The sequence below is a fragment of the Luteibacter sp. 9135 genome (assembly GCF_000745005.1).
GTDB lineage: Bacteria > Pseudomonadota > Gammaproteobacteria > Xanthomonadales > Rhodanobacteraceae > Luteibacter.
Map to the genome: position 1 here is coordinate 3,680,904 of NZ_JQNB01000001.1, position 25,063 is coordinate 3,705,966.

A 25,063-nucleotide genomic window follows, 5' to 3' on the forward strand; every position below is an offset into this window, starting at 1 on the left:
TGGGCATCATGCCATGCCCTGGAGGGCCGGATGGACGAGCTTGCCGCCCTCGATGTTGATGCCCGCGGCCAGCGGGGCATAGTCGCGCCAGGCATCGCCGGCAGCCAGGCGCTGCACGTACGGCAGGATGGCGGCGGAGATGGCGGTGGACGAGGTCTGCGGCACGGCGCCGGGCATGTTGGTCACGCAGAAATGCGTCACGCCGTGGACGTCGTAGGTGGGCTCCTTCCAGGTGGTCGGACGCGAGGTTTCGAAGCAGCCGCCCTGGTCGATCGAGATGTCGACGAGCACCGAGCCCTTCTCCATCGTCTTGACCATGTCCTCGGTGACCACGCGCGGGGCCTTGGCGCTGGGGATCAGCACGGCACCGACGACGATATCGGCGTTGCGGACTTCCTCGGCCACCGACGACTCATAGGCATACAGCGCGGTGACGTTGGGGCCCATGGCCATCATCTCGGCCAGGCGATCCTGCCGCTTGTCGAACACCACCACGTTGGCACCGGCCTGGGCCGCCAGGGCCGCGGCGTTGCCACCGGCCGCGCCGGCGCCCAGCACCACGACCTTGCCGCGCGGGGTGGAGGCCATGCCGCCCAGCAGCTTGCCCTTGCCGCCGTTGGGCTGGTGCAGGAGGGTGGTGCCGATCTGGGTGGCGATGCGACCGGCGATGACGGACATCGGCAGCAGCAGCGGCAGCACGCCGTTCTCGTCCACCGACTCGAAGGCGATGCCGGTCAGGCCGATGTCCAGCAGGCTGCGGGTCAGCGCCGGTTCGGCGGCCAGGTGCAGGTAGCAGAACAGCAGGTGGTGCTTCTTCAGCAGCTTGAGGTCGCCCTCGATCGGCTCCTTGACCTTGACGATCAGCTCGCCCTTCTCGTAGACGGCGGCGGCGTCCGGCAGGACGGTGACGCCCAGGGCCGAGTAGTCGGCGTCCGAGTAGCCGGACTTGGTGCCGGCGCCGGACTGGATGAACACCTCGTGGCCACGGCGGGCCAGGTCGGCCGCGGCGGCCGGGATGAGGGCCACGCGGCCTTCGAGGGTCTTGGTTTCGGAAGGGATACCGATGCGCATCTGAGGATGATCCTGAATGAACCGAAGGAAGTCGTGACGGAACAAAAGCCGCCGTGCGGAGACACGCCGGCAGCATCAATGAAGCGAATGTCTTGAATCGCACCCCCGTCTTCCCCATTCTTCGGGGTCGACAACGATCTCGCGCAACCTCGACACGGCCTGAGCAACCTGCCGCAAGAGGCCAGCGGTACGACTGAAACACGCCGCAGCAAACCTCAAGGATTATACATGAGCACCCCCAAGCACAGCCGCCTGCTGATCCTCGGCTCCGGCCCCGCCGGCTACACGGCCGCCGTCTACGCGGCGCGCGCCAACCTCAAGCCGACGATGGTCACCGGCCTGCAGCAGGGCGGCCAGCTGATGACCACCACCGAGGTGGACAACTGGCCCGGCGACGAGAAGGGCGTGCAGGGTCCGGAGCTGATGCGGCGCATGGCCGAGCACGCCGAGCGCTTCGAGACCGAGATGGTCTTCGACCACATCCACAGCGTGGACCTGGGCAACCGCCCGTTCCGGCTCAAGGGCGACAGCGGCGAGTACACCGCCGACGCCCTGATCATCACCACCGGCGCCACGGCCAAGTACCTGGGCATCGCCTCGGAAGAGAAGTTCAAGGGCCGCGGCGTGTCCGCCTGCGCCACCTGCGACGGCTTCTTCTTCCGCGACCAGGACGTGGTGGTGGTCGGCGGCGGCAACACGGCCGTTGAAGAAGCCCTGTACCTGGCCAACATCGCCCGCAAGGTCTACCTGGTCCACCGCCGGGACAAGTTCCGCGCCGAAAAGATCATGCAGGACAAGGTGTTCGAGAAAGCGGCCGCCGGCAAGATCGAACTGCTGTGGAACCACCAGGTGGACGAAGTGCTGGGTGACGATTCGGGCGTGAACGGCGTGCGCGTGAAGGACGTGAACTCCGGCGCCACGCGCGACCTGGCCGTCCAGGGCTTCTTCGTCGCCATCGGCCACACCCCGGCCACGGGCATCTTCGAAGGCCAGCTGGACATGAAGGACGGTTACATCCAGATCCAGTCCGGTACCCAGGGCATGGCTACGGCCACCTCGGTGCCCGGCGTGTTCGCCGCCGGCGACGTGGCCGACCACGTCTACCGCCAGGCGATCACCTCGGCCGGCTTCGGCTGCATGGCCGCGCTGGACGCCGAACGCTGGCTGGACCAGCAGCACCTGCTGACGTGATGGAGTCGCCCCGCGCGGCCGGCGCGGGGCGTTGCCCCGCATGAGCGAGATCCGTTTCCTCGACGGGCTCGGCGGCATCCCGGCCGCCGACTGGGACGCGCTCGTGCCCGACGGCAACCCGTTCGTGTCGCACGCGTTCCTGAGCGGCATGGAGTCCAAGGGCTGCCTGCGAGAAGACTACGGGTGGCGGCCGTACCACCTGGTCATTCTCGACGGCGGGCGGCTGGTCGCGGCGGCTCCGACCTACCTCAAGGGCAACTCGCATGGCGAGTTCGTGTTCGATTTCAGCTGGGCGGCGGCCTGGGAGCGGGCTGGCGGCGATTACTACCCCAAGCTGCTGGTCGCGGCACCCTACTCGCCCGTGCCCGGGCCGCGCCTGCTGGTGCGCGACGGCCTCGACGCCGAGATCAATCGCAACCGGCTGACCGCCGCGCTGGTCGACGAAGCCGACCGCCTGGGCCTGTCCTCGATCCACGCCAACTTCCTGGCCGAGGCCGACCTGCCCGCCTTCGACGACCGCTGGCTGGCCCGTGCCGATTACCAGTTCCACTGGCACAACCGCGGTTACACGGATTTCGACGATTTCCTCGCCGCGCTGGCCCGGAAGAAACGCAAGAACATCCGCCAGGAACGCGCGCACGCGGCCGCCTCGGGGCTCACGCTGGAGATGCGCGGCGGCGACACGCTGGGCGACGCCGAGTGGCGACAGATCCACGCGCTCTACGAACTGACCTTCGACATGAAGGGCAACCACGCCGCGCTCACCGCCCGCTTCTTCCAGTACCTGGGGCATACGATGGGCGCCAGCGTGCAGGTGGCCCTGGCACGTGACGGCACGGACATCGTGGCGATGGCGCTGTTCCTGCGCAGTGCCGACGTGCTGTACGGGCGCTACTGGGGCGCCAGCGTGGAGCTTTCCGGGCTGCATTTCGAGCTGTGCTACTACCGTGGCATCGAGTACGCGATCCGTGAAGGCATCGCGCGTTTCGAACCCGGCGCGCAGGGCGAGCACAAGCTGGCGCGCGGTTTCCTACCCACGCTCACCCACTCGCGCCATTACATCGCGCACGAGGGCTTCCGCCAGGCGGTGGCTGCGGCGCTGGTCCAGGAGGCGACGCACCGCGAGGCCTACAAGGACGAACTCATGGCCCATTCGCCGTACGCGGATCGATGATCCACCTGCCCCAGCTGCATCCCCAGCGCCCCGGCCTGTTTCCCGACCCGGAAACCGCGCTGACGGAGCCGAACGGCCTGCTGGCCTGGGGCGGCGATCTATCCGCCGAGCGCCTGCTGGCCGCGTATGCGCAGGGCGTGTTCCCCTGGTACAACGAGGAAGAGCCGATCCTGTGGTGGTCGCCGGATCCGCGCTGCGTCTTCCACACCGACGCCATCCACATCAGCCGCAGCCTGCGCAAGCAGCTGGACAAGTCCCATTGGCGGCTGACCGCTGATACCTCGTTCTCGCGCGTCATGCGCGCCTGCGCCGCCCCGCGCAATGGCCAGCCCGGCACGTGGATCGGACCGGAGATGATCGCCGCCTACGAGGAACTGCACCGCCGCGGCCACGCGCACAGCGTGGAGGTGTGGGACCGCGGCTCGCTGGTCGGCGGCATCTACGGCGTGGCCGTCGGCCGGCTGTTCTGCGGCGAATCGATGTTCAGCGCACGCAGCGGCGGATCGAAGGTCGCCCTGGCCGGATTGTGCCGGCTGCTGCACGGCTGGGGGTTTCCGTTTCTGGACGCGCAGGTGACCAACGACCACCTGCTGAGCATGGGCGCCGTGGAAATCGCCCGCCGGCCGTTTGTGGCGCAGGCGCGAAAGCTGGCCGCGATGCCGGGGATGGTGGGGTCGTGGGTGAGTCATCCGGTGGCGTTGCCGTAACGTTGATCGCGCACATCGTGCGCTCCTTATTTGTCCCGATTGCGCGAAAGTAGGTGCCGAGAGCCGGCGTGGCTGACCGTTGCGCTCCTGGATCGATCGATCGCGTTGTAGCTAGGTCGCCACGCCGGATCTTCCTGCCATACGCCCGAACAGTTGCCCGAGTAGGCGCTCGGAAATAAGGCTGGGCCTGGCGGGAAGGGCTCTCGACATCCCTAGGCTAGCGGAGATCGAGATGAACGGCATCGGCGCGGGCGTGGACGTGAGCAAGGCCTACCTGGACGTGGCCGTGTTCCAGCAGAACGAAGTCAGGCGATTCGATAACGGTGCCGCCGGCTGGCGGGCCCTGGTGACCTGGCTGAAGCCGTACGGGCCTGGCCAGGTCGTTCTGGAGGCCACCGGGGGCTACGAACAGCGCGCGTTGGGTGCCCTGCACGAAGCCGGCTTGCCCATGCGTCGGATCAATCCGCGGCAAGTCCGCTCGTTCGCCCGGGCGACGGGGCAGCTGGCCAAAACAGACCGGATCGATGCCAGAATCCTCGCCCACGTGGCCAGTGTGATCGATCTGGTGCCGTTCCAGCCGCTCGATGCAGACGCCGCCAAACTGCGGCAATACAAGGCGCGGCGCGATCACCTGGTGCAGAACATTGCCACGGAAAAGCAGCGTCGGCGGCAGTTGGACGACCCCATCCTTCGCGCCGATCTCGACGCGCACATCGCTTACATGGAGCAGGCCCTGCACCGTATCGAGCAGGTGATCGCCGACCTCATCAAGGACACCCCGCAGGCCCGGATCGCCCGCACCATCAAGGGCGTGGGCCCGGCGATGGTCGCGACGATGATCTGCGACCTGCCCGAGCTGGGCCACCTCAGCCGCAAGGCGATCGCCAAGCTCGTGGGCGTGGCCCCACTCAACCGCGACAGCGGCTTCTTCGTCGGCCAACGAAGCACCTGGGGAGGTCGCGCGGGTCCACGATCGGCGCTATACATGTCGGCGTTGACGGCCGCCCACCACGACCCTCAGCTGAAGGCCTTTTATGCAGCGCTCATCGGCCGCGGGAAACCCAAGAAACTGGCACTGGTCGCCGTCATGCGGAAGCTGATCGTCATCCTCAACGCGCGGATGCGAGAGGCGATAGCCGCGGCGCCTACCCCATGAGGGTGGACACAGTTGCTACAAGGCTGCGTAAACCCCAAAGGTAGGAGCGCACGATGTGCGCGAAAAACCAACAACGCGAAGAAGACGTAACCCATCAACGAAGCCGCGATCCCGGATCGCGCACATCGTGCGCTCCTACACACGCGTCGCCTCCCATCACGCCGGATGTAGGAGCGCAAGATGTGCGCGATCCAGGACAACGTCACCGCGCGCGGTGACCGCTCATTTCCGCGCCGGCATTCTTCGGCAGCAGCAGGCACACCGGCGCGGCGAGCACCGAGACGAAGGTGACTACCAGGAACGCCACGCTGAAGTCCGGCAGTAACGCGTGTTCGCGCCCGTGCCAGGTGACCGACGCATGCAGCGCCGCGGCGGCGACGCAGATGCCCAGCGACAGCATCAGCTGCTGGAACGTGGTGTAGAAACTGGTGGCGCTGGAGAACCGTTCGCTGGGAATATCCGCGTAGGCCACCGTGTTGTACCCGGTGAACTGCAGCGACTGGAAGAACCCGCTCATCAGCAGTACGGCGTAGATGATCCACAGCGGCCAGTCGGGCCGGAACGCGGCGCACAACGCCACGCAGCACATCGAGAACACGCCGTTCCAGACCAGCGTGGCGCGGAACCCCCAGCGGCGCAGCACCGGTGCGGCGGTCGCCTTCATCAGCATGGCGCCCAGTGCGGAGACAAAGGTGATGACGCCGCTGTGCGCCGCCGACATGCCGAAACCCAGCTGCATCATCAGCGGCAGCAGGAACGGCACCGAGCCCGCGGTGATGCGCGTGAGCGACCCCGCTATCACCGACAGGCGGAACGTCGTGAAACGCATCAGCGACAGGTCCAGGATGGGATGGGTCACGCGCTGCGCATGCCACACGTAGACCGCGCCGACCACGATGCCGCCCACGATCAGCCCGGTGGAACCGAGCACGGAGGTCACCCCGCGACTGGCCATTTCCAGGCCGAACACCAGGCACGACAGCGACACACCTGACAGCACGAAACCCAGCTTGTCGAATCGCATCTTGTCCGGGATGCGGATATCGGGGATATAGCGCGACGCCAGCCACATGCCGACCAGGCCGATCGGCACGTTGATGTAGAAGATCCAGCGCCACGACACCCAGGTGACGATGAACCCACCCAGCGGCGGCCCGATCACCGGGCCGATCAGCGCCGGCACCAGCAGCCACGACATGGCGCTGACCAGTTCCGACTTCGCCACCGAGCGAAGCAGCACCAGGCGTCCCACCGGCACCATCATGGCGCCGCCGATGCCCTGCAACAGGCGCGAGAGCACCAGTAGCGGCAGGTTGCCGGAGATGCCGCACAGGATGGAGCCGATGGTGAAGATGGCGATGGCGGCGCGGAACACGTTGCGCGAGCCGTAGCGGTCGGCGATGGCGCCGCTGGCCGGAATGAACACCGCCAGGCTGAGCATGTACGAGGTGAGCGCCACGCTCATGTGCAACGGCGACACGCCGAACGAGTCGGCCATGGCCGGCAAGGCGGTGGCGAGGATGGTGCCGTCCAGTTGCTCCATGAACATCGCGCTGGCGATGATGAGGGCAACGGTGCGAAAGCCGGGAGCGGGAGTCATCCGGGTGGAGGTAACGAAGAAGACGTAAGTCTGCGCCCGCCGTTACGGAAGATCGAGTGAAAGGTTGCTTAGAAATGCGCGCTCCCGCCCCGTCAGCGGATCGACGAAGCGGAGTTCCCGGGCCAGCAGGCGCAGCGGCTGGTCGAAACCGGCGGGCTCGTCGCGCAGCTCCGGGTATACATGATCGCCCAGGATGGGCGCACCCAAGGCCGCCATGTGCACGCGCAACTGGTGCTTGCGACCGGTAACCGGTTGCAGGCGGTAGCGCCAGACCGATGCGCCACGCGCCAGCACCTCGATCCGTGTGCATGCGTTCGGCGTGCCCGGCACTTCGGCCACGCGGAAGAACGGCTCGCCCCGCTCGATCCGGCTTTCCCGCACATGCGGCATCGCCAGGGTAGGCAGCGGTGGCGCCAGCGCTTCATAGGTCTTCACGATGCGCCGCTCGCGGAAAAGCCGGGTGTAGGCATCGCGCGTGTCCGGCCGCGCCGAAAACACCACCAGCCCTGCCGTGCCTCGATCCAGGCGGTGCAACGCCACCAGCGCGGGGTTGCCCAGGCGACGCATCAGCCGCACGGACAGGCTCTGCTCGACGAAGCGGCCGGCGGGCATGGTGGGCAGGAAATGGGGTTTATCAGCCACCACGATATCGTCGTCGGCGTAGACGATGCCTTCGACGAACGGGATGACCGGCTCGTCGGCTACCTCGCGGTGGTAGGTCAGTACGCCGCCGGGCCGGTACGGCGTCAACCGGTCCACGGGCACATCGTCCACGGCGACCGCCCCGCGCGTCATGCGCTCGATCCATGCCTCGCGGCCGATCGCCGGAAACCGTTCGCACAGGAAATCCAGCACGGACGGCCAGGCACCGCGAGGCAGGACGATACGGCTGGGTGGGAGCGCTTCCATCGCAAGATTGTATCGCTCAAGTCCTTCGTGGCGCGGCCGCCATATACTGTACGTCTTACCATCCCCTCCCCAGAGGCATCCGTGATCGGCCGGTTCTTCCGCAAGCTGTTCGGCAACCGTGGCGCCGCTCCCGCGATGCACGCGCGTGCCTTGTCCGTGCCCGTGGCGCCCGTCGCCGTCGGCACGCCGTTCGTCCCTGTCGACGCACCGGCGGGCGCGCTTGCCGCCGACGAGGTGGAAGACCGCTTCTACCGCCTGGTGCTGGGCGCAGCATGCTCGCCGGACCCGGGCATGAGTGCCCATGAGCAGACGCTCCTGCGTCGACTGCGCGAGGCCTTCGGCGGCGAGCGCTTCGACGTGGCCCTGCTGCCGCGCCTGCCTGCCGTGGTGCCGCAGCTGATGCGCGCGCTGCGCAACGACGCCAGCGACAGCCGCATGCTGGCCGAGCAGGTGGCGCGCGATACCGTGCTGGTCGGCGAAGTCATCCGCGTAGCCAACAGCGCGTTCTTCCGGCCGGCCAAGGCGGTGACCGGGCTGCCCCAGGCGATCACGCTGCTCGGTCACGACGGGCTCCGCCGCGTGGTCATGCAACTGGTGATGCGCCCCATCCTGCGCACCGGCGAAGGCGCCGCGCAGCAGGCGGGCGATCGTCTGTGGGAGCACGCCGAACGCTGTGCCCGCGCCTGCGCGCACCTGGGTGAAGGCACCTGCGATCCGTTCGAATCGTTCCTCGCGGGGCTGGTCAGCCATACCGGCGCGCAGGCCATCCTGGCCGAACTGGACAAACACGGCCCCGCCGCGCCTGCCTACAGCCGCCGTTTCGTTGCGGCGCTGGCCCAGCAGATGGAGCGCCTGTCGCTGCACGCGGCACGCCACTGGGATTTCCCCTCGCGGGTGGTCCAGGCGCTGGCGGAACGCGCCGACCCGGCCGACGCGGGCGCACGCACGCCCCTGGGCCGTGCACTGCTCGCCGCCAGCCGCGTGGCGATGCTGGACGTACTGGCGGAGAACGGCCTTGCCGAGGCCGACGCCGTCCTCCTGGCCGGCCCGGATCCGACCTTCACGCAGGCCCGGCTCGTTGCCTGTCAGGCGTTCGTGCGCACCGCGCATACGGCCGAGGCCTGACCCTCGTCGCCGTGCACGTGAACATGACCCACGCCGTGTGCGTCGTGGTGCACCCGGACGCCTGGGACGCAGAGGTCGCACGCGCAGTGGACCGCTTGATGGACGCGGATACCGCCATCGCCGACCGGGTATAATACCGGCCTGATTCCCCCGGCAGGACGCTCCAGAACGATGTTTGCGGCACGACAGACTCCGTCCCCCGGAGGCGATGCCCTCGCGCGCCTCATCTGGCAGGATTTCGAGCACCTGCTTGCCGAGTACTACCGTGGCCAGGGTTACCACGTCGAGCGCCATAACGCCTCCCGCCTCCTGCAGGTCCCGAAAGGCGGCATCGACCTGCGCCTGCGCCGCGGCAGCGAGACCGTGGTCGTCCAGTGCAAGCACTGGGACGCCGAGGAAGTGCAGCTGGCCGACGTCAACGAACTGCTCGGCAACATGCTCAACGAAGCCGCCAGCCGCGGCATATTCGTCACCCGTGGCCGCTACAGCCGCGAGGCCGCCGCGCTCATGCGCCGCCAGCCGCGGCTGCAACTGGTCGACGGCGACATGCTCCGGGCGATGCTCAAGCTGCCCGAACGCGTCGATACGGCGCGGACGACGCGAAGCGAGCGCACGCCCGGCCTGCCGCGGCGTCATGCCACGGGCGTGCCTTCCTGGCTCGGGCCGGCGCTGTTGGCGTTCGCTATTGCCGGCCTGCTCGCCCTGTTCATCTGGCGCACGGTAACGCGCCACGAAGAACCGGCGCCGCCGCCATCCGCCGGCACGGCGGACAGCCAGGCCCACGCCGTAGCGCCAACCTCCGTCGACGTTTCGGAATCCGCCGGGGGCGCCGGAGGCACCACATCGCCGGCCGCAGTGCAGTCGCCCCTCCCACCGGCCCTGCCGCCTTTGAGCGGCGCCTCCGGCATCGTCAACAAGGCCGCACCGCTCAATCCGCCCTCCGCCATGCGCGAGATCGCCGAGCGCGAGCGGCTGCGTCAGCCATCCGAAAACGCGCGCCATGCACGCCTGCACGAGGACGGCATGACGGTGCTCGAACGCAGCACCCGCGAACTGGGCTCGCACGATTGATCGCCTGTCGGCCGTGAGCGGCGTTTGGTCGCGGCACGCAAGCTCCTGAAGGCGGTTCATTTCACGCCGGGGCAATCCCCACACGCCTAGCCTTCCGGGAGACCCCGTCGCCTGGAAGCCTCCATGACCGAGACGCTTGCGCCCGATCTTCTACGCCGCATGCACGCCTACTGGCGCGCTGCCAACTACCTCACCGTGGGCCAGATCTACCTCCGCGACAATCCGATGCTGGAGCAGCCTCTCCGGCGCGAGCACATCAAGCATCGCCTGCTCGGCCACTGGGGCACCACCAGCGGCCTCAACTTCATCTACACCCACTTGAACCGCGTGATCGTCGAACGCGACCTGGACATGATCTACGTGATGGGTCCCGGTCACGGCGGCCCCGGCGTGGTGGCGCACACCTACCTGGAAGGCTCGTACACCGAGGTCTACCCGCATATCGACCGCAGCGAAGCGGGCATGCGCGAACTGTTCCGCCAGTTTTCCTGGCCGTACGGCATTCCCAGCCACGTCGCACCGGAAACGCCGGGTTCCATTCACGAAGGCGGCGAACTGGGCTATTCGCTGTCGCATGCGTTCGGCGCGGCATTCGACAATCCCGATCTGGTGGTGGCCTGCGTGGTGGGCGACGGCGAAGCGGAAACCGGCGCGCTGGCCACCGGCTGGCACGCGAACAAGTTCCTCAATCCGGCCCGCGACGGCGCCGTGCTGCCCATCCTGCACCTCAACGGCTACAAGATCGCCAACCCCACGGTGCTGGCGCGCATCCATCCGGACGAACTGCGCGACCTCATGCGCGGCTACGGCTACGAGCCGCACTTCGTCGAGGGCCATGAGCCCGAACCGATGCACCAGGCATTCGCGGCCGCGTTGGACACCTGCCTGGACGAGATCAAGCGCATCCAGGACGACGCGCGCAAGGACGATGCGGCGGACGCCGTGCGGCCGCGCTGGCCGATGATCGTGCTGCGCAGCCCCAAGGGCTGGACCGGGCCGAAGAACGTAGACGGCAAGCCGCTGGAAGGCACCTGGCGTGCCCATCAGGTGCCTATCGCCGACTTCACCTCGGATGAGCACCTGAAGATTCTCGAAGACTGGATGAAGAGCTACGACGCGCACGAGCTGTTCGACGAGCGTGGCCGTTTCCGCGAGCAGTTCGCCTCGCTGGCGCCGACCGGCCGGCGCCGCATGGGCATGAACCCGCATGCCAACGGCGGCCTGCTGCTGAAGCAGCTGCACATGCCGCACTTCCACACGTTCGCCGAGGACGTCCGCACACCCGGCGACCACAAGGCCGGCGCCACCGCGGTGCTGGGCACCTTCCTGCGTGAAGTGATGCGCCAGAACATGCAGACCTTCCGCCTGTTCGGCCCCGACGAAACCGCGTCCAACCGCCTGCAGGCCGTGTACGAGGCCAGCGGCAAGACCTGGATGGCCGGGCGCGAGGCCGTGGACGAAGACCTGTCGCCCGCCGGCCGCGTGATGGAGGTGCTGAGCGAGCACCAGTGCCAGGGCTGGCTGGAGGGCTACCTGCTGACGGGGCGACACGGACTGTTCTCGTGCTACGAGGCCTTCATCCACATCATCGATTCGATGATGAACCAGCACGCGAAGTGGCTGAAGGTCACCCGCACCATGTCGTGGCGGCCGCCGATCGCGTCACTCAACTACCTGCTCAGTTCGCACGTGTGGCACCAGGACCACAACGGCTTCTCGCACCAGGACCCGGGTTTCATCGACCACGTGGCCAACAAGAAATCCGAGATCGTGCGCATCTACCTGCCGCCGGATGCCAACTGCCTGCTGTCCGTGGCCGACCATTGCCTGCGCAGCCGCCATTACGTCAACGTCATCATCGCCGGCAAGCAGCCCGACTGGCAGTGGCTGGACATCGAAAGCGCGATCCGTCATTGCGCGGCGGGCGCCGGTATCTGGCATTGGGCCAGCCGTGGCGTGGAAAGCCCCGACGTGGTGATGGCCTGCGCGGGCGACGCGCCCACCGTCGAGGTGCTGGCCGCCGTGATGCTGCTGCGCGAATACGTGCCCGATATCCGCATCCGCGTGGTCAACGTGGTGGACCTGATGTCGCTGGAACAACCCGACGAGCATCCGCACGGCATGGACGACGACGTGTTCGACGACCTGTTCACCAAGGACACGCCGGTGATCTTCGCCTTCCACGGCTATCCGGGCATCATCCACAAGCTGACCTATCGCCGGCACAACCACGACAACATCCACGTGCGCGGCTACAAGGAAGAAGGCACCACCACGACCGCGCTGGACATGATGGTGCTGAACAACATGGATCGTTTCCAGCTGGCGCTGGATGCGATCAACCGCATTCCCCGCCTGGCCGGCGAGCGCGAGAAGGCCGAGCAGCGCTACTGGTCGGACATCCAGCGGCACAAGCTCTATGTCAGCGAGCACGGCGAGGATCTTCCGGAGGTCCGCGACTGGCAATGGAAGGCCGAGGAGACCGACGCGTGAGCCGGCCCGGGCACGTGCTGGCGCTCAACACGGGATCGTCGTCACTGAAATACGGGTTGTATCGCGTCGACGGCGAGCGGTGCGAGGCGTTGTTCTCGGGGCAGACCGAGGGCGCGGCGGATAACGATCCCCTCTCGGCCCTGCTCGCTTCGTTAAGCGAGCAGGACCTGCCCGCGCCCGACGCCATCGGCCACCGCATCGTGCACGGCGGTCCGAACGTACGTGCGCACGCCCGGATAGACGCGGCGATGATGGAACACCTGGGACAGGCGTGTGCCTTCGCACCGCTGCACGTGCCGCCGGCGGTGGCGCTGGTGAAGCAATGCGCGGCACGTTTCCCGGGACTGCCGCAGGTAGCCTGCTTCGATACGGCCTTCCATGCGTCGATGCCGGCGGTAGCGAAGACCCTGCCCTTGCCGGCGGACCTGCGCGAGGGCGGTATCGAACGCTACGGTTTCCACGGGCTGTCGTACGAATCCATCGTGCGGCAACTGGGCGACGACCTGCCCTCGCGCGTGGTCATCGCGCACCTGGGCAACGGTGCCAGCCTGTGCGCCGTGCGCGACGGCCAGTCGATCGACACCACCATGGGCCTTACCCCCACCGGCGGCCTGGTGATGGGTACGCGCCCGGGCGACCTGGACCCGGGCGTGCTGCTGTACCTGATGCGCGAGCGCGGTTACGACGCCGATGCGCTGGAAACCCTGGTCGACCGCGAGGCCGGCCTGAAAGGACTCTCCGGCGGCACCAGCGACATGCGCGAACTGCATGCCACGGACAGCGAGGTCTCGAGGCTGGCCCAGGACGTGTTCGTCCATGTCGCCCGCAAGCATGTCGCCGCCATGGTCGCCTCCCTCGGCGGCATCGACCTGCTCGTCTTCACCGGCGGCATCGGCGAGCACGACGAAGTGACCCGCGACGCGATCCTCGCCGGCCTGCGCTGGATCGGCGATTTCGCCTCACGCACCGTCCCCACACAGGAAGACGAACAAATCGCCCGCCACACCCACCACCTGACCCGCACCCCCACCCCCGCCACGTAGGAGCGCACGATGTGCGCGAAAAGGGTGCTCGCCTCGTCGTTGCGTTAAACGCGTCATCGTAGACGCGTTGCAGTCGACGCATTGCCGCGTCGTCGCCTTGTTGGCTTTTCGCGCACATCGTGCGCTCCTTATTTGTCCCGATTGCGCGAAAGTAGGTGCCGAGAGCCGGCGTGGCTGACCGTTGCGCTCCTGGATCGATCGATCGCGTTGTAGCTAGGTCGCCACGCCGGATCTTCCTGCCATACGCCCGAACAGTTGCCCGAGTAGGCGCTCGGAAATAAGGCTGGGCCTGGCGGGAAGGGCTCTCGACATCCCTAGGCTAGCGGAGATCGAGATGAACGGCATCGGCGCGGGCGTGGACGTGAGCAAGGCCTACCTGGACGTGGCCGTGTTCCAGCAGAACGAAGTCAGGCGATTCGATAACGGTGCCGCCGGCTGGCGGGCCCTGGTGACCTGGCTGAAGCCGTACGGGCCTGGCCAGGTCGTTCTGGAGGCCACCGGGGGCTACGAACAGCGCGCGTTGGGTGCCCTGCACGAAGCCGGCTTGCCCATGCGTCGGATCAATCCGCGGCAAGTCCGCTCGTTCGCCCGGGCGACGGGGCAGCTGGCCAAAACAGACCGGATCGATGCCAGAATCCTCGCCCACGTGGCCAGTGTGATCGATCTGGTGCCGTTCCAGCCGCTCGATGCAGACGCCGCCAAACTGCGGCAATACAAGGCGCGGCGCGATCACCTGGTGCAGAACATTGCCACGGAAAAGCAGCGTCGGCGGCAGTTGGACGACCCCATCCTTCGCGCCGATCTCGACGCGCACATCGCTTACATGGAGCAGGCCCTGCACCGTATCGAGCAGGTGATCGCCGACCTCATCAAGGACACCCCGCAGGCCCGGATCGCCCGCACCATCAAGGGCGTGGGCCCGGCGATGGTCGCGACGATGATCTGCGACCTGCCCGAGCTGGGCCACCTCAGCCGCAAGGCGATCGCCAAGCTCGTGGGCGTGGCCCCACTCAACCGCGACAGCGGCTTCTTCGTCGGCCAACGAAGCACCTGGGGAGGTCGCGCGGGTCCACGATCGGCGCTATACATGTCGGCGTTGACGGCCGCCCACCACGACCCTCAGCTGAAGGCCTTTTATGCAGCGCTCATCGGCCGCGGGAAACCCAAGAAACTGGCACTGGTCGCCGTCATGCGGAAGCTGATCGTCATCCTCAACGCGCGGATGCGAGAGGCGATAGCCGCGGCGCCTACCCCATGAGGGTGGACACAGTTGCTACCAACCGCGGCGTTGGCGTGCAGCCGCCGCGGTCGGTCAGGGCGCCCGTTTGTTACACCACGACAACGGGGATCTTGCCGATCTTCGAGCGCCATTCCTTCGGGCCGGTCTCGTGCACCGACGTGCCGGCGCTGTCGACGGCGACGGTCACGGGCATGTCCTTCACCTCGAACTCGTAGATCGCTTCCATGCCCAGGTCTTCGAAGGCCAGCACCCGCGAGGCCTTGATCGCCTTGGAGACCAGGTACGCCGAGCCGCCGACGGCCATCAGGTACACGGCCTTGTTGTCGCGGATGGCTTCGATCGCGGCGGGACCGCGCTCGCTCTTGCCGACCATGCCCAGCAGGCCGGTGCTCTCGAGCATCTGCCGGGTGAACTTGTCCATGCGCGTGGCCGTGGTCGGGCCGGCGGGGCCGACCACTTCGTCGCGCACGGGGTCCACGGGGCCCACGTAGTAGATGAAGCGGTTGGTGAAGTCCACGGGCAGCGTCTCGCCGCGATTCAACATGTCGATCATCCGCTTGTGCGCGGCGTCGCGGCCCGTGAGCAGCTTGCCGTTGAGCAGGATGGTCTCGCCCGGCTTCCAGTCGAGCACGTCCTCGCGGGTGATGGTGTCGAGGTTCACCCGGCGACCCTTGGACGCGTCGTAGGTAAGCTTCGGCCAGTCGTCCAGCGACGGCGGATCGAGCGACACCGGACCGGAGCCGTCCATCACGAAGTGCGCATGGCGAGTGGCGGCGCAGTTGGGGATCATCGCCACGGGCAGGTTGGCCGCGTGGGTGGGATAATCCTTCACCTTGATGTCGAGCACGGTGGTCAGGCCACCGAGGCCCTGCGCGCCGATGCCCAGCGCGTTGACCTTCTCGTACAGCTCCAGGCGCAGTTCTTCTGCCCGGTTGGACGGGCCACGGGCGATCAGGTCGACGATGTCGATCGGCTCCATCAGCGCCTCCTTCGCCAGCAGCATGGCCTTCTCGGCGGTGCCGCCGATGCCGATGCCGAGCATGCCCGGCGGGCACCAGCCGGCGCCCATGGTCGGCACGGTCTTCAGCACCCAGTCGACGATGGAATCGGACGGGTTGAGCATGGCGAACTTCGACTTGGCTTCCGAGCCGCCGCCCTTGGCGGCGACGATCACGTCGAGGGTGTCGCCCGGCACGATCGACACGTTGACCACGGCCGGCGTGTTGTCACGGGTGTTCATGCGCTTGCCTGCCGGATCGGCCAGCACCGAGGCACGCAGCTTGTTGTCCGGGTGGTTGTAGGCGCGGCGCACGCCTTCGTTGACCATGTCCTCGACGCCCATCGTGGCGTCGTCCCAGCGCACGTTCATGCCCACCTTGAGGAAAACCGTGACGATGCCGGTGTCCTGGCAGATCGGCCGGTGGCCCTCGGCGCACATGCGCGAGTTGATGAGGATCTGGGCGATGGCATCCCGGGCCGCCGGCGACTCTTCACGCTCGTATGCGGCGGAGAGGTTTTTGATGTAGTCGACCGGGTGGTAGTACGAGATGTACTGGAGGGCGTCAGCGACGCTGGTGATGAGGTCGTCCTGCTTGATCGAGGTCATGGCGCTTGGGCTGGCTCGCGGCGGCTGGCAAAGCAGCGATTTTAGCGCACCCGGCGGTGTAAGGTGCCGGACCTCGGGCCGGTCTGTTCCCGGTACCCATGCACATCGGAGTTTTCATGCGTCAGCTACGTACCGTTTTCCTCGCCCTGGTGGTGGCCGTGTCCACCCTGGCCGCCGCGGCGCCCGCCCTGGCGGCGCAGACCGCGCCGGAGTTCGCCGGTATCGCCAACTGGCAGAATTCCAGGCCGCTGACGATGAAGGGCCTGCGCGGCAAGGTGGTGTTGATCGATTTCTGGGCGTATTCGTGCATCAACTGCCTGCGCACCCTGCCCCACGTCACCCGCTGGTACGACCAGTACAAGGACAAGGGCCTGGTGATCGTCGGCGTGCATTCGCCGGAATTCGCCTTCGAGAAGCAGGATGCCAACGTCCGCGACGCCATCGCCAAATACAACATCAAGTATCCCGTTGCCCAGGACAACGACCTGGAAACCTGGGACGCCTGGGACAACCAGTACTGGCCGGCCGAGTACCTGGTGGACCAGCGCGGCAACGTGGTCGCCCATCATTTCGGTGAGGGCAACTACGCCGAGATGGAGAACGCTATCCGCACGCTGCTCGGCCTGCCCCGCCTCGCCGCCGCCACCGAGAACGACAAGGACGCCCCGGATTTCAGCCAGCTGGGCTCCCCGGAGATGTACTTCGGCAGCGAGCGCAGCAAGAACAACGCCAGCGCCGGCGGCGACAGCACGGGCACGCGCGACTTCACCGCGCCGTCCCGCCTGGAGCTCAACCAGTTCGCCCTGGTCGGCAAGTGGGAAATCGGCCGCCAGAATGCGTCCCTGGTCGGCCCGACCGGCGAGATCCGCCTGCATTTCAAGGCGAAGAAGGTCCACATGGTCGCCAGCGCCAACGACCCGGTCACCCTCCAGATCGCCGTCGACGGCAAGCCGATGGCCCCGGTGACCGTGCAGAAGAGCCAGCTCTACACGTTGTTCGACGGTGACGGCTACAAGGACCACGTGCTGACGATCAAGATCGACAAGGCCAATTTCCACGCCTTCACCTTCACCTTCGGCTGATCCAGACGCCGAGGGGTAGGAGCGCACGCTGTGCGCGAAAAGCCAACGGGGCGACGACGCGGCGCCCCTGATCGCGCACATCGTGCGCTCCTACGACGGCAGGTCCAGATCCCGCCCACCACGCCGTCTGGGCCGAGCCGCTGTTGCACGAGTGTTTCTTAAGATATATCGTACGACCACTACGTACGATATATCCGGAGCAACCCCATGCACTTTTTCCACCACGCCAAACACCACTTCCACGACACGATGGCCGCCATGGCCATGGGCCGCGGGGGTCCAGGCGGCCGCTTCGGCGGCGGCCCGTTCGGCTTCGACGATCGCGGTGACGGCATGCGCGGTGGCCGCGGTGGCGGTCGCTTCGGCGGGCGCATGTTCGGCCACGGCGACCTGCGCCTCCTGCTGCTGGCCCTGATCGAGGAACAGCCTCGCCACGGCTACGAACTGATCCGCACCATCGAGGAGATGTTCGAAGGCCAGTACAGCCCCAGCCCGGGCGCCATCTACCCGACCCTGACCATGCTCGAGGAACTGGGCTATGCGCGGGTCGAGGCGGAAACCGGCGGCAAGAAGCTCTATGCCATCACCGAGACCGGTAGCGCCTTCCTTCGCGACAACCGCGACACGCTGGAAGCCCTGACCGAGCGCTTGCAGGTGATGTCCCGGCACATGCGCCGGATGAGCGTGCCCAACGAGGTGCGCGAGGCCATGCACACGCTGAAGCACCAGCTCGTCAACCATCACAAGGGCTGGGACGATGCCGAGCTCAAGCGGGTTGCGCAGCTGATCGAGGCCACGGCGCGGGCCATCGCGGAGCGCAACGCATGAACGACGCCGTCCAACGCCACGCCATCACCCGTGTCCGCCACACGCTCAAGGCACGCCGCTTGACGGTCTCGCGCGTGCAGAACCTTTCCCCGCGCATGGTCCGGGTCACCCTCACCGGCGACGAACTGGAGGGCTTCGTCACCGCCTCGCCCGACGACCACGTGAAGCTGTTCTTTCCCGTGGAAGGCGGTGCGATCAACGCGCCGACGATGACGCCGGAAGGTCCGGTCTACCCGACGGGCGTTACCCCCTCGCCCGCCCGCGATTACACGCCACGGCGCTACGACGCGACCCGCAACGAACTGGACATCGATTTCGTCCTGCACGGCGAGGGCCCGGCGTCCACCTGGGCCGAGCAGGTAAAGGTCGGCGATACGATCGGCCTGGGCGGGCCACGCGGTTCCATGATCGTGCCGGACGACTTCGACCACTACGTACTCGTCGGCGACGAAACGGCCCTGCCGGCCATCGGTCGCTGGCTGGAAGATATGCCGGCCGCCACACCGGTCACGGTGCTGGTGGAAGTGGCGGCCGGGGCGGAACGCCAGGTACTGGCCCGCGACGTGCACTGGTTCATCCGTGGCGCATCCACGCCGTCGCTCGACGAGATGCTGGCCGTGTTGCCCATCCCCGCCGGCGATACCTACTGGTGGGTAGCAGTCGAATCCGCTCGGGCGCGCAAGCTCCGCACCCTGCTGGTGGAGACGCGCGGCATCGACAAGGACTGGGTCAAGGCGACCGGCTACTGGCAGGCCGAGTAAGGCCGCACCGGCGCGACCCCATCGTGCTCGGGGTCACGCCGGGCCCCCGAACCTTAATCGCACCCTTTCATGAACACATAACCTTGTCAGCCTTCACGTTAACTCTGTCGCTGTTATGGGAGCGGAGGCAGGACGATGCGGCGTGGAAGGAAAATACTGGCGTGGGTGCTCGGGATCGTCATCCTGCTCATCGTGGCGATCATCCTGTTCATCGCGTTCTTCGACTGGAACCGGTTGAAACCCACCATCAACGCCAAGGTGTCCGAGGCCATCGGCCGCCCCTTCGCCATCAACGGCGACCTGTCCGCGCACTGGTCGCGTGAGCCCGGCGAGAGTGGGCTCACCAGCCTCATCCCGTGGCCGCACTTCGAAGCACGCGACATCACCGTCGCCAACCCGGACTGGGCGAAGACGAAGCAGTTCGCCACGCTGGACTCCCTGCAATTCCGCCTGTCGCCGTTCCCGCTCATCTCCCACCGCATCGTGGTGCCCGAGATCCGCCTGGGCCAGCCGAAGATCGACCTGCAGCGCATGAAGAACGGCGACGACACCTGGACGTTCAAGCTGCCCGAGAGCTCCGGCCCATCGGAATGGCAGCTGGAACTCAACGCCATCGTGTTCGACAAGGGCCACATCGACTTCAACGATGCGCAGACCCAGATCGTCATGGGCATCGACGTGACCCCGCTGGCCAAAGGCATCCCGTTCGACCAGATCATGGCGCAGCAGGAGACCGACTCGCGGACGCAGGCGAAGAAGACCACCGGTGCCAGCGCGAAGACGATGGCCAAAAGCGATGCGGACGAAAAGGACCGCAACGACGAGACCAAGAAGAAGCAGGTCTACCTGTTCGCCTGGGATGCCAAGGGCACCTACAAGAAAGCCACGGTGACCGCCACGGCGAAGACCGGTGGCGTGCTGGCCCTGCGCGACGCGACCCGGCCCTTCCCCGTGGCCGCCGATGCCCGCTTCGGCGACACGCATATCGCCTTCGTCGGCACGCTGACCGACCCGGTCAACATGGGCGCGCTGGATATCCGCCTGTGGTTGTCGGGCACGAGCATGTCGCACCTGTACGACCTGACCGGCGTCACCCTGCCGGACACCCCGCCTTACGCCACCGAAGGCCACCTCACCGCGAACCTGAAAAAGGGTGACAGTGTTTTCACCTACGACCATTTCACCGGCCGTGTCGGCGGCAGCGACCTCGGCGGCAGCCTCACCTTCAACACCGGCGGCGCCCGCCCCAGCCTCACCGGCGCGCTGAAGTCCAACCAGCTGCTCTTCAGCGACCTGGCACCGCTGATCGGCGGCGGCTCCAACAAGGAAAAGACCGAGCGTGGCGATGCGGTCAGGCAGCCCGACGACAAGGTGTTGCCGGTGGAACCGTTCAAGACGGACCGCTGGAACGCGATGGACGCCGATGTGGAATTCACCGGGGTGAAGATCGTCCACGGCGAGCGCCTGCCGATCGACAACCTGTATACGCACCTGGTCATGAAGGATGCCGTGCTGACCCTCGACCCGCTGAAGTTCGGCGTGGCCGGCGGTACCGTGGGCAGCAACATCAAGCTGGACGGATCGAAGACGCCCATGACCGGCGGCTTCAACCTCGGTGCCCGCCACATGAAGCTGAAGGAACTGTTCCCGAGCTTCGAGCCGATGAAGACCAGCTTCGGTGAACTCAACGGCGATGCCTCGCTCACGGCCACCGGCAATTCCCCGGCCGCCCTGCTGGGCAGCTCCAACGGCGAGGTCAAGCTGCTGATCAACGATGGCGCCATCAGCAGTTCGCTGCTGGAGCTGGCGGGCCTCAATGTGGGCAGCTATGCCGTCAACAAGCTGTTCGGCGACGAGGTGGTCAAGATCAACTGCATGGCCGCGGACCTGGTGACCACGCACGGTGACATGGAGTCGAAGCTGTTCGCGTTCGATACGGAAAAGGCGCTGATCAACGTTACCGGCGACATCGACTTCAAGACCGAGAAGCTCAACCTCGACATCGTGCCGCACACCAAGGGCTTCCGCCTGTTCTCGCTGCGCTCGCCGCTGTACGTGCACGGCACGATGAAGAACCCCTCGGTGGGCGTGCATGCCGGCCCGCTGATCCTGCGCGCCGGCGGCGCCGCCGCGCTGGCCGTGTTCGCGGCGCCGGTCGCCGCCCTGGCCGCGCTGGCCGTTCCGGAAAGCGGCAAGGCCGATGCCACCCAGTGCAAGCCGCTGCTGGACGACATCCGCAGCACCCCGCCGAAGGCACCCGCCGTCCGCAAATAAGATAAGCCAAGACCCTGCCGACCGCAGGGTCCTGCTAGCGATGTCCCCCAGGCTTCGGGCAAGCTTCCCCCATGACCCCTGCCCGCAAAGCCCATCTACAGATCCACTTCTGTGTCCTGCTCTGGGGCGTCACCGCCATCCTCGGCAAGCTGATCACCCTGGCGGCGCTGCCGCTGGTCTGGTGGCGCATGCTGCTGGTCTCGGTCACGCTGCTGTGTCTTCCGCGCGTGTGGCGGTCGCTGCGTGCCCTGCCCCCTCGACTGTTGCTGTCCTACGCCGGCATCGGCGTGATCGTCTCGCTGCACTGGCTGACCTTTTACGGCGCCATCAAGTTGGCCAACGCCTCCGTTGCCGCCACCTGCATCGCCTTGTGCCCGGCGTTCCTGGCCATCGTCGAGCCCTGGGTTGCCGGTAAGCGCTTCGACGCGCGTGAACTGTTGATCGGCGCGGCCGTGGTGCCCGGCGTGGCGCTGGTGGCCGGTGGCGTGCCGGGCGAGATGCGGATCGGTCTGGCCGTGGGCGTGCTGTCGGCGATCTTCGTGGCTTTCTTCAGCGCACTGAACAAGCGGCTGGTGGACAAGGCGGATGCGCTCACCGTGACCTGCATCGAGTTGGGTAGCGGCACGCTGTTCCTCACCCTGCTGGCGCCGTTCATGGCGGGGCCGCTGCTTCCCGTGCCGGATCTGCATGATGGTGTCTTGATCGTGCTGCTGGCCTACGGGTGCACGCTGCTGCCGTTCGTGCTGGCGCTGACGGCGTTGCGGTATCTCACGGCGTTCGCGACGCAGATGGTGACGAACCTGGAGCCGGTGTACGCGATCCTGCTGGCCATTCCGCTGCTGGGGGAGCAGCGGGAGCTGGGCTGGACGTTCTATGTGGGGGTGGCGATCATTTTAGGCGCGGTGTTTGCGCATCCGTTCCTGCACCGGGGGGAGGTGGCGGGGGCTTCGGATCTGGTGGTGCCTTGAGGGGGCTTTGAGCCCTTGCCCTGAGGGGATCGGGGTCGCCGACCTCGATCGCCGACATCGTCGGCTCCTACATACACATAGGCAGCGGAGCGGGAATTGGGTGGCGGTCAGGCGCGGCCGCGGGCGCGCATGGTGCGTTGGCGGCGGACGCGTTTGCCGGAGGTGCGGATGGTTTCGCGCTTGCGGGACGGTGAGGCCGCTGCGTTGCCGCGAGTCTTGGGTCGGTTCGTTTTCAGGGCGCTGGACATCTTCGGAGCGATGGACATCTTCGGGGCGCGGGACATCTTCGGGGCGCGGGACATCTTCATGGGTACTCCGGAACGGGACCGGGAGGTTCCCATGCTGGGGACCTCCCGGTGAAAAACCCGCTAAGAAGTGATCAGATCAGCTTGATCTGGCGCAGACGTTCCTGAAGATACTCGTGGGCCGTGATCGGCTCGGGATAGCGCTTCGGGTTGTCAGGCGTCACGCAGGACGGCAACACGTCGAGCACCACGTCCGGGTTGGGGTGCAGGAAGAACGGCACCGAATAGCGCGGCTTGCGCGCGTTGGCGTTCTTCGGGTTGACCACGCGGTGGGTGGTGGAGGGGTACACATGGTTGGTCAGGCGCTGCAGCATGTCGCCGATGTTGACCACGATGGCGTCGCCCTCGGTGGTGATCGGCAGCCACTCGCCTTCACGCGTGAGCACTTCCAGGCCTTCGGCGCTCGCGCCCACCAGCAGCGTGATGAAGTTGATGTCCTCGTGCGCGCCGGCGCGCTCGTTGGGCACGTCGTCGGCGACGATCGGCGGGTAGTGGATCGGGCGCAGGATGGCGTTGCCCGAATCGATCTTGTCGTCGAAGAAATGCTCCGGCAGGTCGATGTGCAGGGCCAGGGCGCGCAGCACGCGCGCGCCGAGCTCATCCAGTGCGTCGTACAGGCCGTAGCCCTTTTCCTTGAAATCGGGCACTTCCGCCGGCCAGATATTGGGCGGCATGACGTCGGCGAAGACGGAATCGCGGGGAATCTCGCGCCCGATGTGCCAGAACTCCTTGAGATCGGCGAAATGGCTGTCCTTGGCGGTTTCCACCTTGAACGGGGTGTAGCCGCGCGCACCGCCGCCGCCGGGGATGTGGTACTGGCGCTTGACGTCGTCGGGCAGCGCGAAGAAGCGCACGAACGCGTCGTACGCCCCGTCGATCGCTTCCTTGGGGATGCCGTGGCCGCTGATGCCGCAGAAGCCGTATTCACGGTACGCCGCGCCCAGTTCGGCGACGAACGCCTCGCGGTCGGTGTCGTAACGACGGATATCGAGGGTGGGGACCTTCTTCATACGGCTTCCGGGTGGTTCAGGCGGCTGCCTGGGCCGCCGATTTTACGGCCTCGGCCAGTCGCGCCGCCAGCCGTTTCACTTCCGCCGCGTCCGCCGCCTCGATGGTGACGCGGACCAGCGGCTCGGTGCCCGAGGCACGCAGCACCACGCGCCCGCGGCCTTCCAGCACGCCTTCCACCTCGGCCAGCGCCTGCCGCACCGTCTCGCTAACCAGGGCCTCCTTGGCGCCCGGCATGCGTACGTTGACCATCGTCTGCGGCAACTTGACCAGGCCGGCACGGGCCTCGGCGAAGGTCTCGCCGGCCTCGACCAGGCACTCCAGCAAGGCCAGCGCGGCCACGATGCCGTCGCCGGTGGTGAAGCGGTCCAGGCACAGCACGTGGCCGGAGGTCTCCCCGCCCAGGATGCCGCCGTGCTCCTTGAGCTGGCGCAGCACGTAACGATCGCCCACGTTAGCGCGCAGGAACGGGATGTCCATGGCGCGGAACGCGCGCTGCAGGCCGTAGTTGCTCATGGACGTGCCGACCACGGGGCCCGGCAGCGCGCCCTTGCGCTGCCAGTGGCGTGCGATGACGTAGAGCATGTCGTCGCCGTCGGTCACGGTGCCGTCGGCATCCACCACGCGCACGCGATCGCCATCGCCGTCGAAGGCGATGCCGAGGTCCGCGCCGCGCTCGACCACCGCCTGGGCCAGCGCCGCCGGCGCGGTGGAGCCCACGCCGCGATTGATGTTAAGGCCGTCCGGCTCCGCGCCGATGGTGGATACTTCGGCGCCCAGCTCGCGAAACACCTTGGGCGCGGCGTGGTAGGTGGCGCCGTGGGCGCAGTCCAGCACGATGCGCAACCCGCGCAGCGAGAACTCGTCGGCCACGGTGGCCTTGCAGAATTCCGCGTACTTGGTCAGCGCGTCGTCCACGCGGCTGGCCTTGCCCAGGGCCTCGGAGGGCACGGTGGCGAAGTCGGCTTCCAGCTCGGCCTCGATCTCGGCTTCCAGCTCGTCGTCCAGTTTCTCGCCCTGGGCGGAAAAGAACTTGATGCCGTTGTCCTGGTGCGGGTTGTGCGAGGCGCTGATGACGATGCCGGCGTCGGCACGCAGCGAGCGCGTCAGGTAGGCCACGCCGGGCGTGGGCATGGGGCCGAGCAGGCGCACGTCGGCCCCGGAGGCGACCAGGCCGGCTTCCAGCGCGGCTTCGAACATGTAGCCGGACACGCGGGTGTCCTTGCCGATCACCACCATCACCTTGCGGTTGGGGTCGCGCCGGTCCGCGGCGGCGCCGGGCACGCGGCGCTCGGTGCCACGGCGGCGCGCCAGCACGGCGCCGGCGGCGCGACCCAGGCGCAGGATGAAATCCGCGCTGATCGGGTAGGTGCCCACACGGCCACGGATGCCGTCGGTGCCGAAGTATTTACGTTCGCTCATGGGTGGCACTTCCTTTCTTGGACCGAAAG

21 protein-coding genes are annotated in these 25,063 nt (G+C 67.1%); 14 read left to right on the forward strand and 7 right to left on the reverse strand.

Translation table 11 applies throughout. The features are described 5' to 3' along the window. Nucleotides 1–6 precede the first annotated feature (6 nt). On the reverse strand, nucleotides 7–1,071 hold the full coding sequence (locus tag FA89_RS15485; protein ID WP_036141900.1) for an alanine dehydrogenase: 1,065 nt from the start codon (nucleotides 1,069–1,071) through the stop codon (nucleotides 7–9). Nucleotides 1,072–1,299: 228 nt separating this feature from the next. Here FA89_RS15485 and trxB point away from each other — a divergent pair, with 228 nt between their 5' ends. From trxB to FA89_RS15505, 4 genes are all read left to right on the forward strand, one after another. Beyond that, the gene (gene trxB / locus FA89_RS15490) at nucleotides 1,300–2,262 is read left to right on the forward strand and encodes a thioredoxin-disulfide reductase (protein ID WP_036141903.1); all 963 of its coding nucleotides are present in this window, start codon (nucleotides 1,300–1,302) and stop codon (nucleotides 2,260–2,262) included. Nucleotides 2,263–2,302: 40 nt separating this feature from the next. Beyond that, nucleotides 2,303–3,436, forward strand: coding sequence for a GNAT family N-acetyltransferase (locus FA89_RS15495; protein ID WP_036141906.1), 1,134 nt, complete (start codon nucleotides 2,303–2,305; stop codon nucleotides 3,434–3,436). Beyond that, nucleotides 3,433–4,143: a leucyl/phenylalanyl-tRNA--protein transferase gene (gene aat, locus FA89_RS15500; RefSeq protein ID WP_036141910.1), complete on the forward strand. Its 711-nt coding sequence runs from the start codon at nucleotides 3,433–3,435 to the stop codon at nucleotides 4,141–4,143. Before FA89_RS15495 ends, aat begins: the two co-directional genes overlap by 4 nt. A 232-nt stretch (nucleotides 4,144–4,375) precedes the next feature. Beyond that, on the forward strand, nucleotides 4,376–5,299 hold the full coding sequence (locus tag FA89_RS15505) for an IS110 family transposase (protein WP_036137119.1): 924 nt from the start codon (nucleotides 4,376–4,378) through the stop codon (nucleotides 5,297–5,299). A 202-nt stretch (nucleotides 5,300–5,501) separates the two neighbouring features. Here the strand turns inward: FA89_RS15505 and FA89_RS15510 are convergent, their stop codons facing one another. Both FA89_RS15510 and FA89_RS15515 read right to left on the reverse strand, forming a co-directional pair. Then, complete coding sequence (locus FA89_RS15510) at nucleotides 5,502–6,899, reverse strand: MFS transporter (RefSeq protein WP_036141913.1); 1,398 nt, start codon at nucleotides 6,897–6,899, stop codon at nucleotides 5,502–5,504. A 42-nt stretch (nucleotides 6,900–6,941) separates the two neighbouring features. Then, complete coding sequence (locus FA89_RS15515; RefSeq protein WP_036141916.1) at nucleotides 6,942–7,808, reverse strand: pseudouridine synthase; 867 nt, start codon at nucleotides 7,806–7,808, stop codon at nucleotides 6,942–6,944. A gap of 81 nt (nucleotides 7,809–7,889) precedes the next feature. On the opposite strand from FA89_RS15515, the gene FA89_RS15520 reads away from it, so the two are divergent. The 5 genes from FA89_RS15520 to FA89_RS15540 all read left to right on the forward strand — a co-directional run bounded on the left by FA89_RS15520 (nucleotide 7,890) and on the right by FA89_RS15540 (nucleotide 14,798). Then, nucleotides 7,890–8,933: an HDOD domain-containing protein gene (locus FA89_RS15520; protein WP_051938855.1), complete on the forward strand. Its 1,044-nt coding sequence runs from the start codon at nucleotides 7,890–7,892 to the stop codon at nucleotides 8,931–8,933. A 171-nt stretch (nucleotides 8,934–9,104) separates the two neighbouring features. Continuing rightward, complete coding sequence (locus FA89_RS19380) at nucleotides 9,105–10,004, forward strand: restriction endonuclease (protein ID WP_051938856.1); 900 nt, start codon at nucleotides 9,105–9,107, stop codon at nucleotides 10,002–10,004. A gap of 123 nt (nucleotides 10,005–10,127) precedes the next feature. Further along, entirely contained in the window at nucleotides 10,128–12,497 is a 2,370-nt protein-coding gene (locus FA89_RS15530) for a phosphoketolase family protein (RefSeq protein WP_036141918.1), read from the forward strand. Further along, nucleotides 12,494–13,540 carry an acetate/propionate family kinase gene (locus FA89_RS15535; protein ID WP_036141920.1) on the forward strand — a complete coding sequence of 349 codons (1,047 nt, stop codon included), beginning with the start codon at nucleotides 12,494–12,496 and terminating at the stop codon, nucleotides 13,538–13,540. The genes FA89_RS15530 and FA89_RS15535 overlap by 4 nt, the downstream gene beginning before the upstream one ends. A 334-nt stretch (nucleotides 13,541–13,874) precedes the next feature. After that, nucleotides 13,875–14,798 carry an IS110 family transposase gene (locus FA89_RS15540; protein WP_036137119.1) on the forward strand — a complete coding sequence of 308 codons (924 nt, stop codon included), beginning with the start codon at nucleotides 13,875–13,877 and terminating at the stop codon, nucleotides 14,796–14,798. Nucleotides 14,799–14,868: 70 nt separating this feature from the next. Here FA89_RS15540 and FA89_RS15545 read toward each other — a convergent pair whose 3' ends face one another. Next, nucleotides 14,869–16,386, reverse strand: coding sequence for a fumarate hydratase (locus FA89_RS15545; protein ID WP_036141922.1), 1,518 nt, complete (start codon nucleotides 16,384–16,386; stop codon nucleotides 14,869–14,871). A 116-nt stretch (nucleotides 16,387–16,502) separates the two neighbouring features. Between FA89_RS15545 and FA89_RS15550 the strand changes: the two genes are divergently transcribed. The 5 genes from FA89_RS15550 to FA89_RS15570 all read left to right on the forward strand — a co-directional run bounded on the left by FA89_RS15550 (nucleotide 16,503) and on the right by FA89_RS15570 (nucleotide 22,299). Next, on the forward strand, nucleotides 16,503–17,468 hold the full coding sequence (locus tag FA89_RS15550) for a thioredoxin family protein (protein ID WP_081916912.1): 966 nt from the start codon (nucleotides 16,503–16,505) through the stop codon (nucleotides 17,466–17,468). Between the two features lie 207 nt (nucleotides 17,469–17,675). After that, nucleotides 17,676–18,296: a PadR family transcriptional regulator gene (locus FA89_RS15555; RefSeq protein WP_081916663.1), complete on the forward strand. Its 621-nt coding sequence runs from the start codon at nucleotides 17,676–17,678 to the stop codon at nucleotides 18,294–18,296. Next, nucleotides 18,293–19,057 (forward strand): siderophore-interacting protein, encoded by a 765-nt coding sequence (locus FA89_RS15560; protein WP_036141927.1) that lies wholly within the window; start codon nucleotides 18,293–18,295, stop codon nucleotides 19,055–19,057. The genes FA89_RS15555 and FA89_RS15560 overlap by 4 nt, the downstream gene beginning before the upstream one ends. 135 nt (nucleotides 19,058–19,192) lie before the next feature. Beyond that, on the forward strand, nucleotides 19,193–21,331 hold the full coding sequence (locus FA89_RS15565) for an AsmA family protein (protein WP_036141930.1): 2,139 nt from the start codon (nucleotides 19,193–19,195) through the stop codon (nucleotides 21,329–21,331). Between the two features lie 71 nt (nucleotides 21,332–21,402). Continuing rightward, on the forward strand, nucleotides 21,403–22,299 hold the full coding sequence (locus FA89_RS15570) for a DMT family transporter (RefSeq protein WP_051938859.1): 897 nt from the start codon (nucleotides 21,403–21,405) through the stop codon (nucleotides 22,297–22,299). A gap of 107 nt (nucleotides 22,300–22,406) precedes the next feature. Here the strand turns inward: FA89_RS15570 and FA89_RS20310 are convergent, their stop codons facing one another. From FA89_RS20310 to glmM, 3 genes are all read right to left on the reverse strand, one after another. After that, a complete protein-coding gene (locus FA89_RS20310) occupies nucleotides 22,407–22,607 on the reverse strand; it encodes a hypothetical protein (RefSeq protein WP_185754408.1) in 201 nt (66 codons plus the stop codon). A gap of 71 nt (nucleotides 22,608–22,678) precedes the next feature. After that, complete coding sequence (locus tag FA89_RS15580; protein WP_036141937.1) at nucleotides 22,679–23,614, reverse strand: isopenicillin N synthase family dioxygenase; 936 nt, start codon at nucleotides 23,612–23,614, stop codon at nucleotides 22,679–22,681. Between the two features lie 16 nt (nucleotides 23,615–23,630). Continuing rightward, the gene (glmM, locus tag FA89_RS15585; protein WP_036141941.1) at nucleotides 23,631–25,034 is read right to left on the reverse strand and encodes a phosphoglucosamine mutase; all 1,404 of its coding nucleotides are present in this window, start codon (nucleotides 25,032–25,034) and stop codon (nucleotides 23,631–23,633) included. Nucleotides 25,035–25,063 lie beyond the last annotated feature (29 nt).

What these genes read in the sequence shown, in the direction of transcription:
- FA89_RS20310 (WP_185754408.1), bottom strand. Translation starts at nt 22,607, where the DNA reads ATGAAGATGTCCCGCGCCCCGAAGATGTCCCGCGCCCCGAAGATGTCC.
- FA89_RS15555 (WP_081916663.1), top strand. Translation starts at nt 17,676, where the DNA reads ATGCACTTTTTCCACCACGCCAAACACCACTTCCACGACACGATGGCC.
- FA89_RS19380 (WP_051938856.1), top strand. Translation starts at nt 9,105, where the DNA reads ATGTTTGCGGCACGACAGACTCCGTCCCCCGGAGGCGATGCCCTCGCG.
- FA89_RS15560 (WP_036141927.1), top strand. Translation starts at nt 18,293, where the DNA reads ATGAACGACGCCGTCCAACGCCACGCCATCACCCGTGTCCGCCACACG.
- FA89_RS15495 (WP_036141906.1), top strand. Translation starts at nt 2,303, where the DNA reads ATGAGCGAGATCCGTTTCCTCGACGGGCTCGGCGGCATCCCGGCCGCC.
- FA89_RS15530 (WP_036141918.1), top strand. Translation starts at nt 10,128, where the DNA reads ATGACCGAGACGCTTGCGCCCGATCTTCTACGCCGCATGCACGCCTAC.
- FA89_RS15545 (WP_036141922.1), bottom strand. Translation starts at nt 16,386, where the DNA reads ATGACCTCGATCAAGCAGGACGACCTCATCACCAGCGTCGCTGACGCC.
- FA89_RS15580 (WP_036141937.1), bottom strand. Translation starts at nt 23,614, where the DNA reads ATGAAGAAGGTCCCCACCCTCGATATCCGTCGTTACGACACCGACCGC.
- FA89_RS15550 (WP_081916912.1), top strand. Translation starts at nt 16,503, where the DNA reads ATGCGTCAGCTACGTACCGTTTTCCTCGCCCTGGTGGTGGCCGTGTCC.
- glmM (WP_036141941.1), bottom strand. Translation starts at nt 25,034, where the DNA reads ATGAGCGAACGTAAATACTTCGGCACCGACGGCATCCGTGGCCGTGTG.
- FA89_RS15570 (WP_051938859.1), top strand. Translation starts at nt 21,403, where the DNA reads ATGACCCCTGCCCGCAAAGCCCATCTACAGATCCACTTCTGTGTCCTG.
- FA89_RS15540 (WP_036137119.1), top strand. Translation starts at nt 13,875, where the DNA reads ATGAACGGCATCGGCGCGGGCGTGGACGTGAGCAAGGCCTACCTGGAC.
- FA89_RS15565 (WP_036141930.1), top strand. Translation starts at nt 19,193, where the DNA reads ATGCGGCGTGGAAGGAAAATACTGGCGTGGGTGCTCGGGATCGTCATC.
- FA89_RS15485 (WP_036141900.1), bottom strand. Translation starts at nt 1,071, where the DNA reads ATGCGCATCGGTATCCCTTCCGAAACCAAGACCCTCGAAGGCCGCGTG.
- FA89_RS15510 (WP_036141913.1), bottom strand. Translation starts at nt 6,899, where the DNA reads ATGACTCCCGCTCCCGGCTTTCGCACCGTTGCCCTCATCATCGCCAGC.
- trxB (WP_036141903.1), top strand. Translation starts at nt 1,300, where the DNA reads ATGAGCACCCCCAAGCACAGCCGCCTGCTGATCCTCGGCTCCGGCCCC.
- FA89_RS15515 (WP_036141916.1), bottom strand. Translation starts at nt 7,808, where the DNA reads ATGGAAGCGCTCCCACCCAGCCGTATCGTCCTGCCTCGCGGTGCCTGG.
- FA89_RS15505 (WP_036137119.1), top strand. Translation starts at nt 4,376, where the DNA reads ATGAACGGCATCGGCGCGGGCGTGGACGTGAGCAAGGCCTACCTGGAC.
- aat (WP_036141910.1), top strand. Translation starts at nt 3,433, where the DNA reads ATGATCCACCTGCCCCAGCTGCATCCCCAGCGCCCCGGCCTGTTTCCC.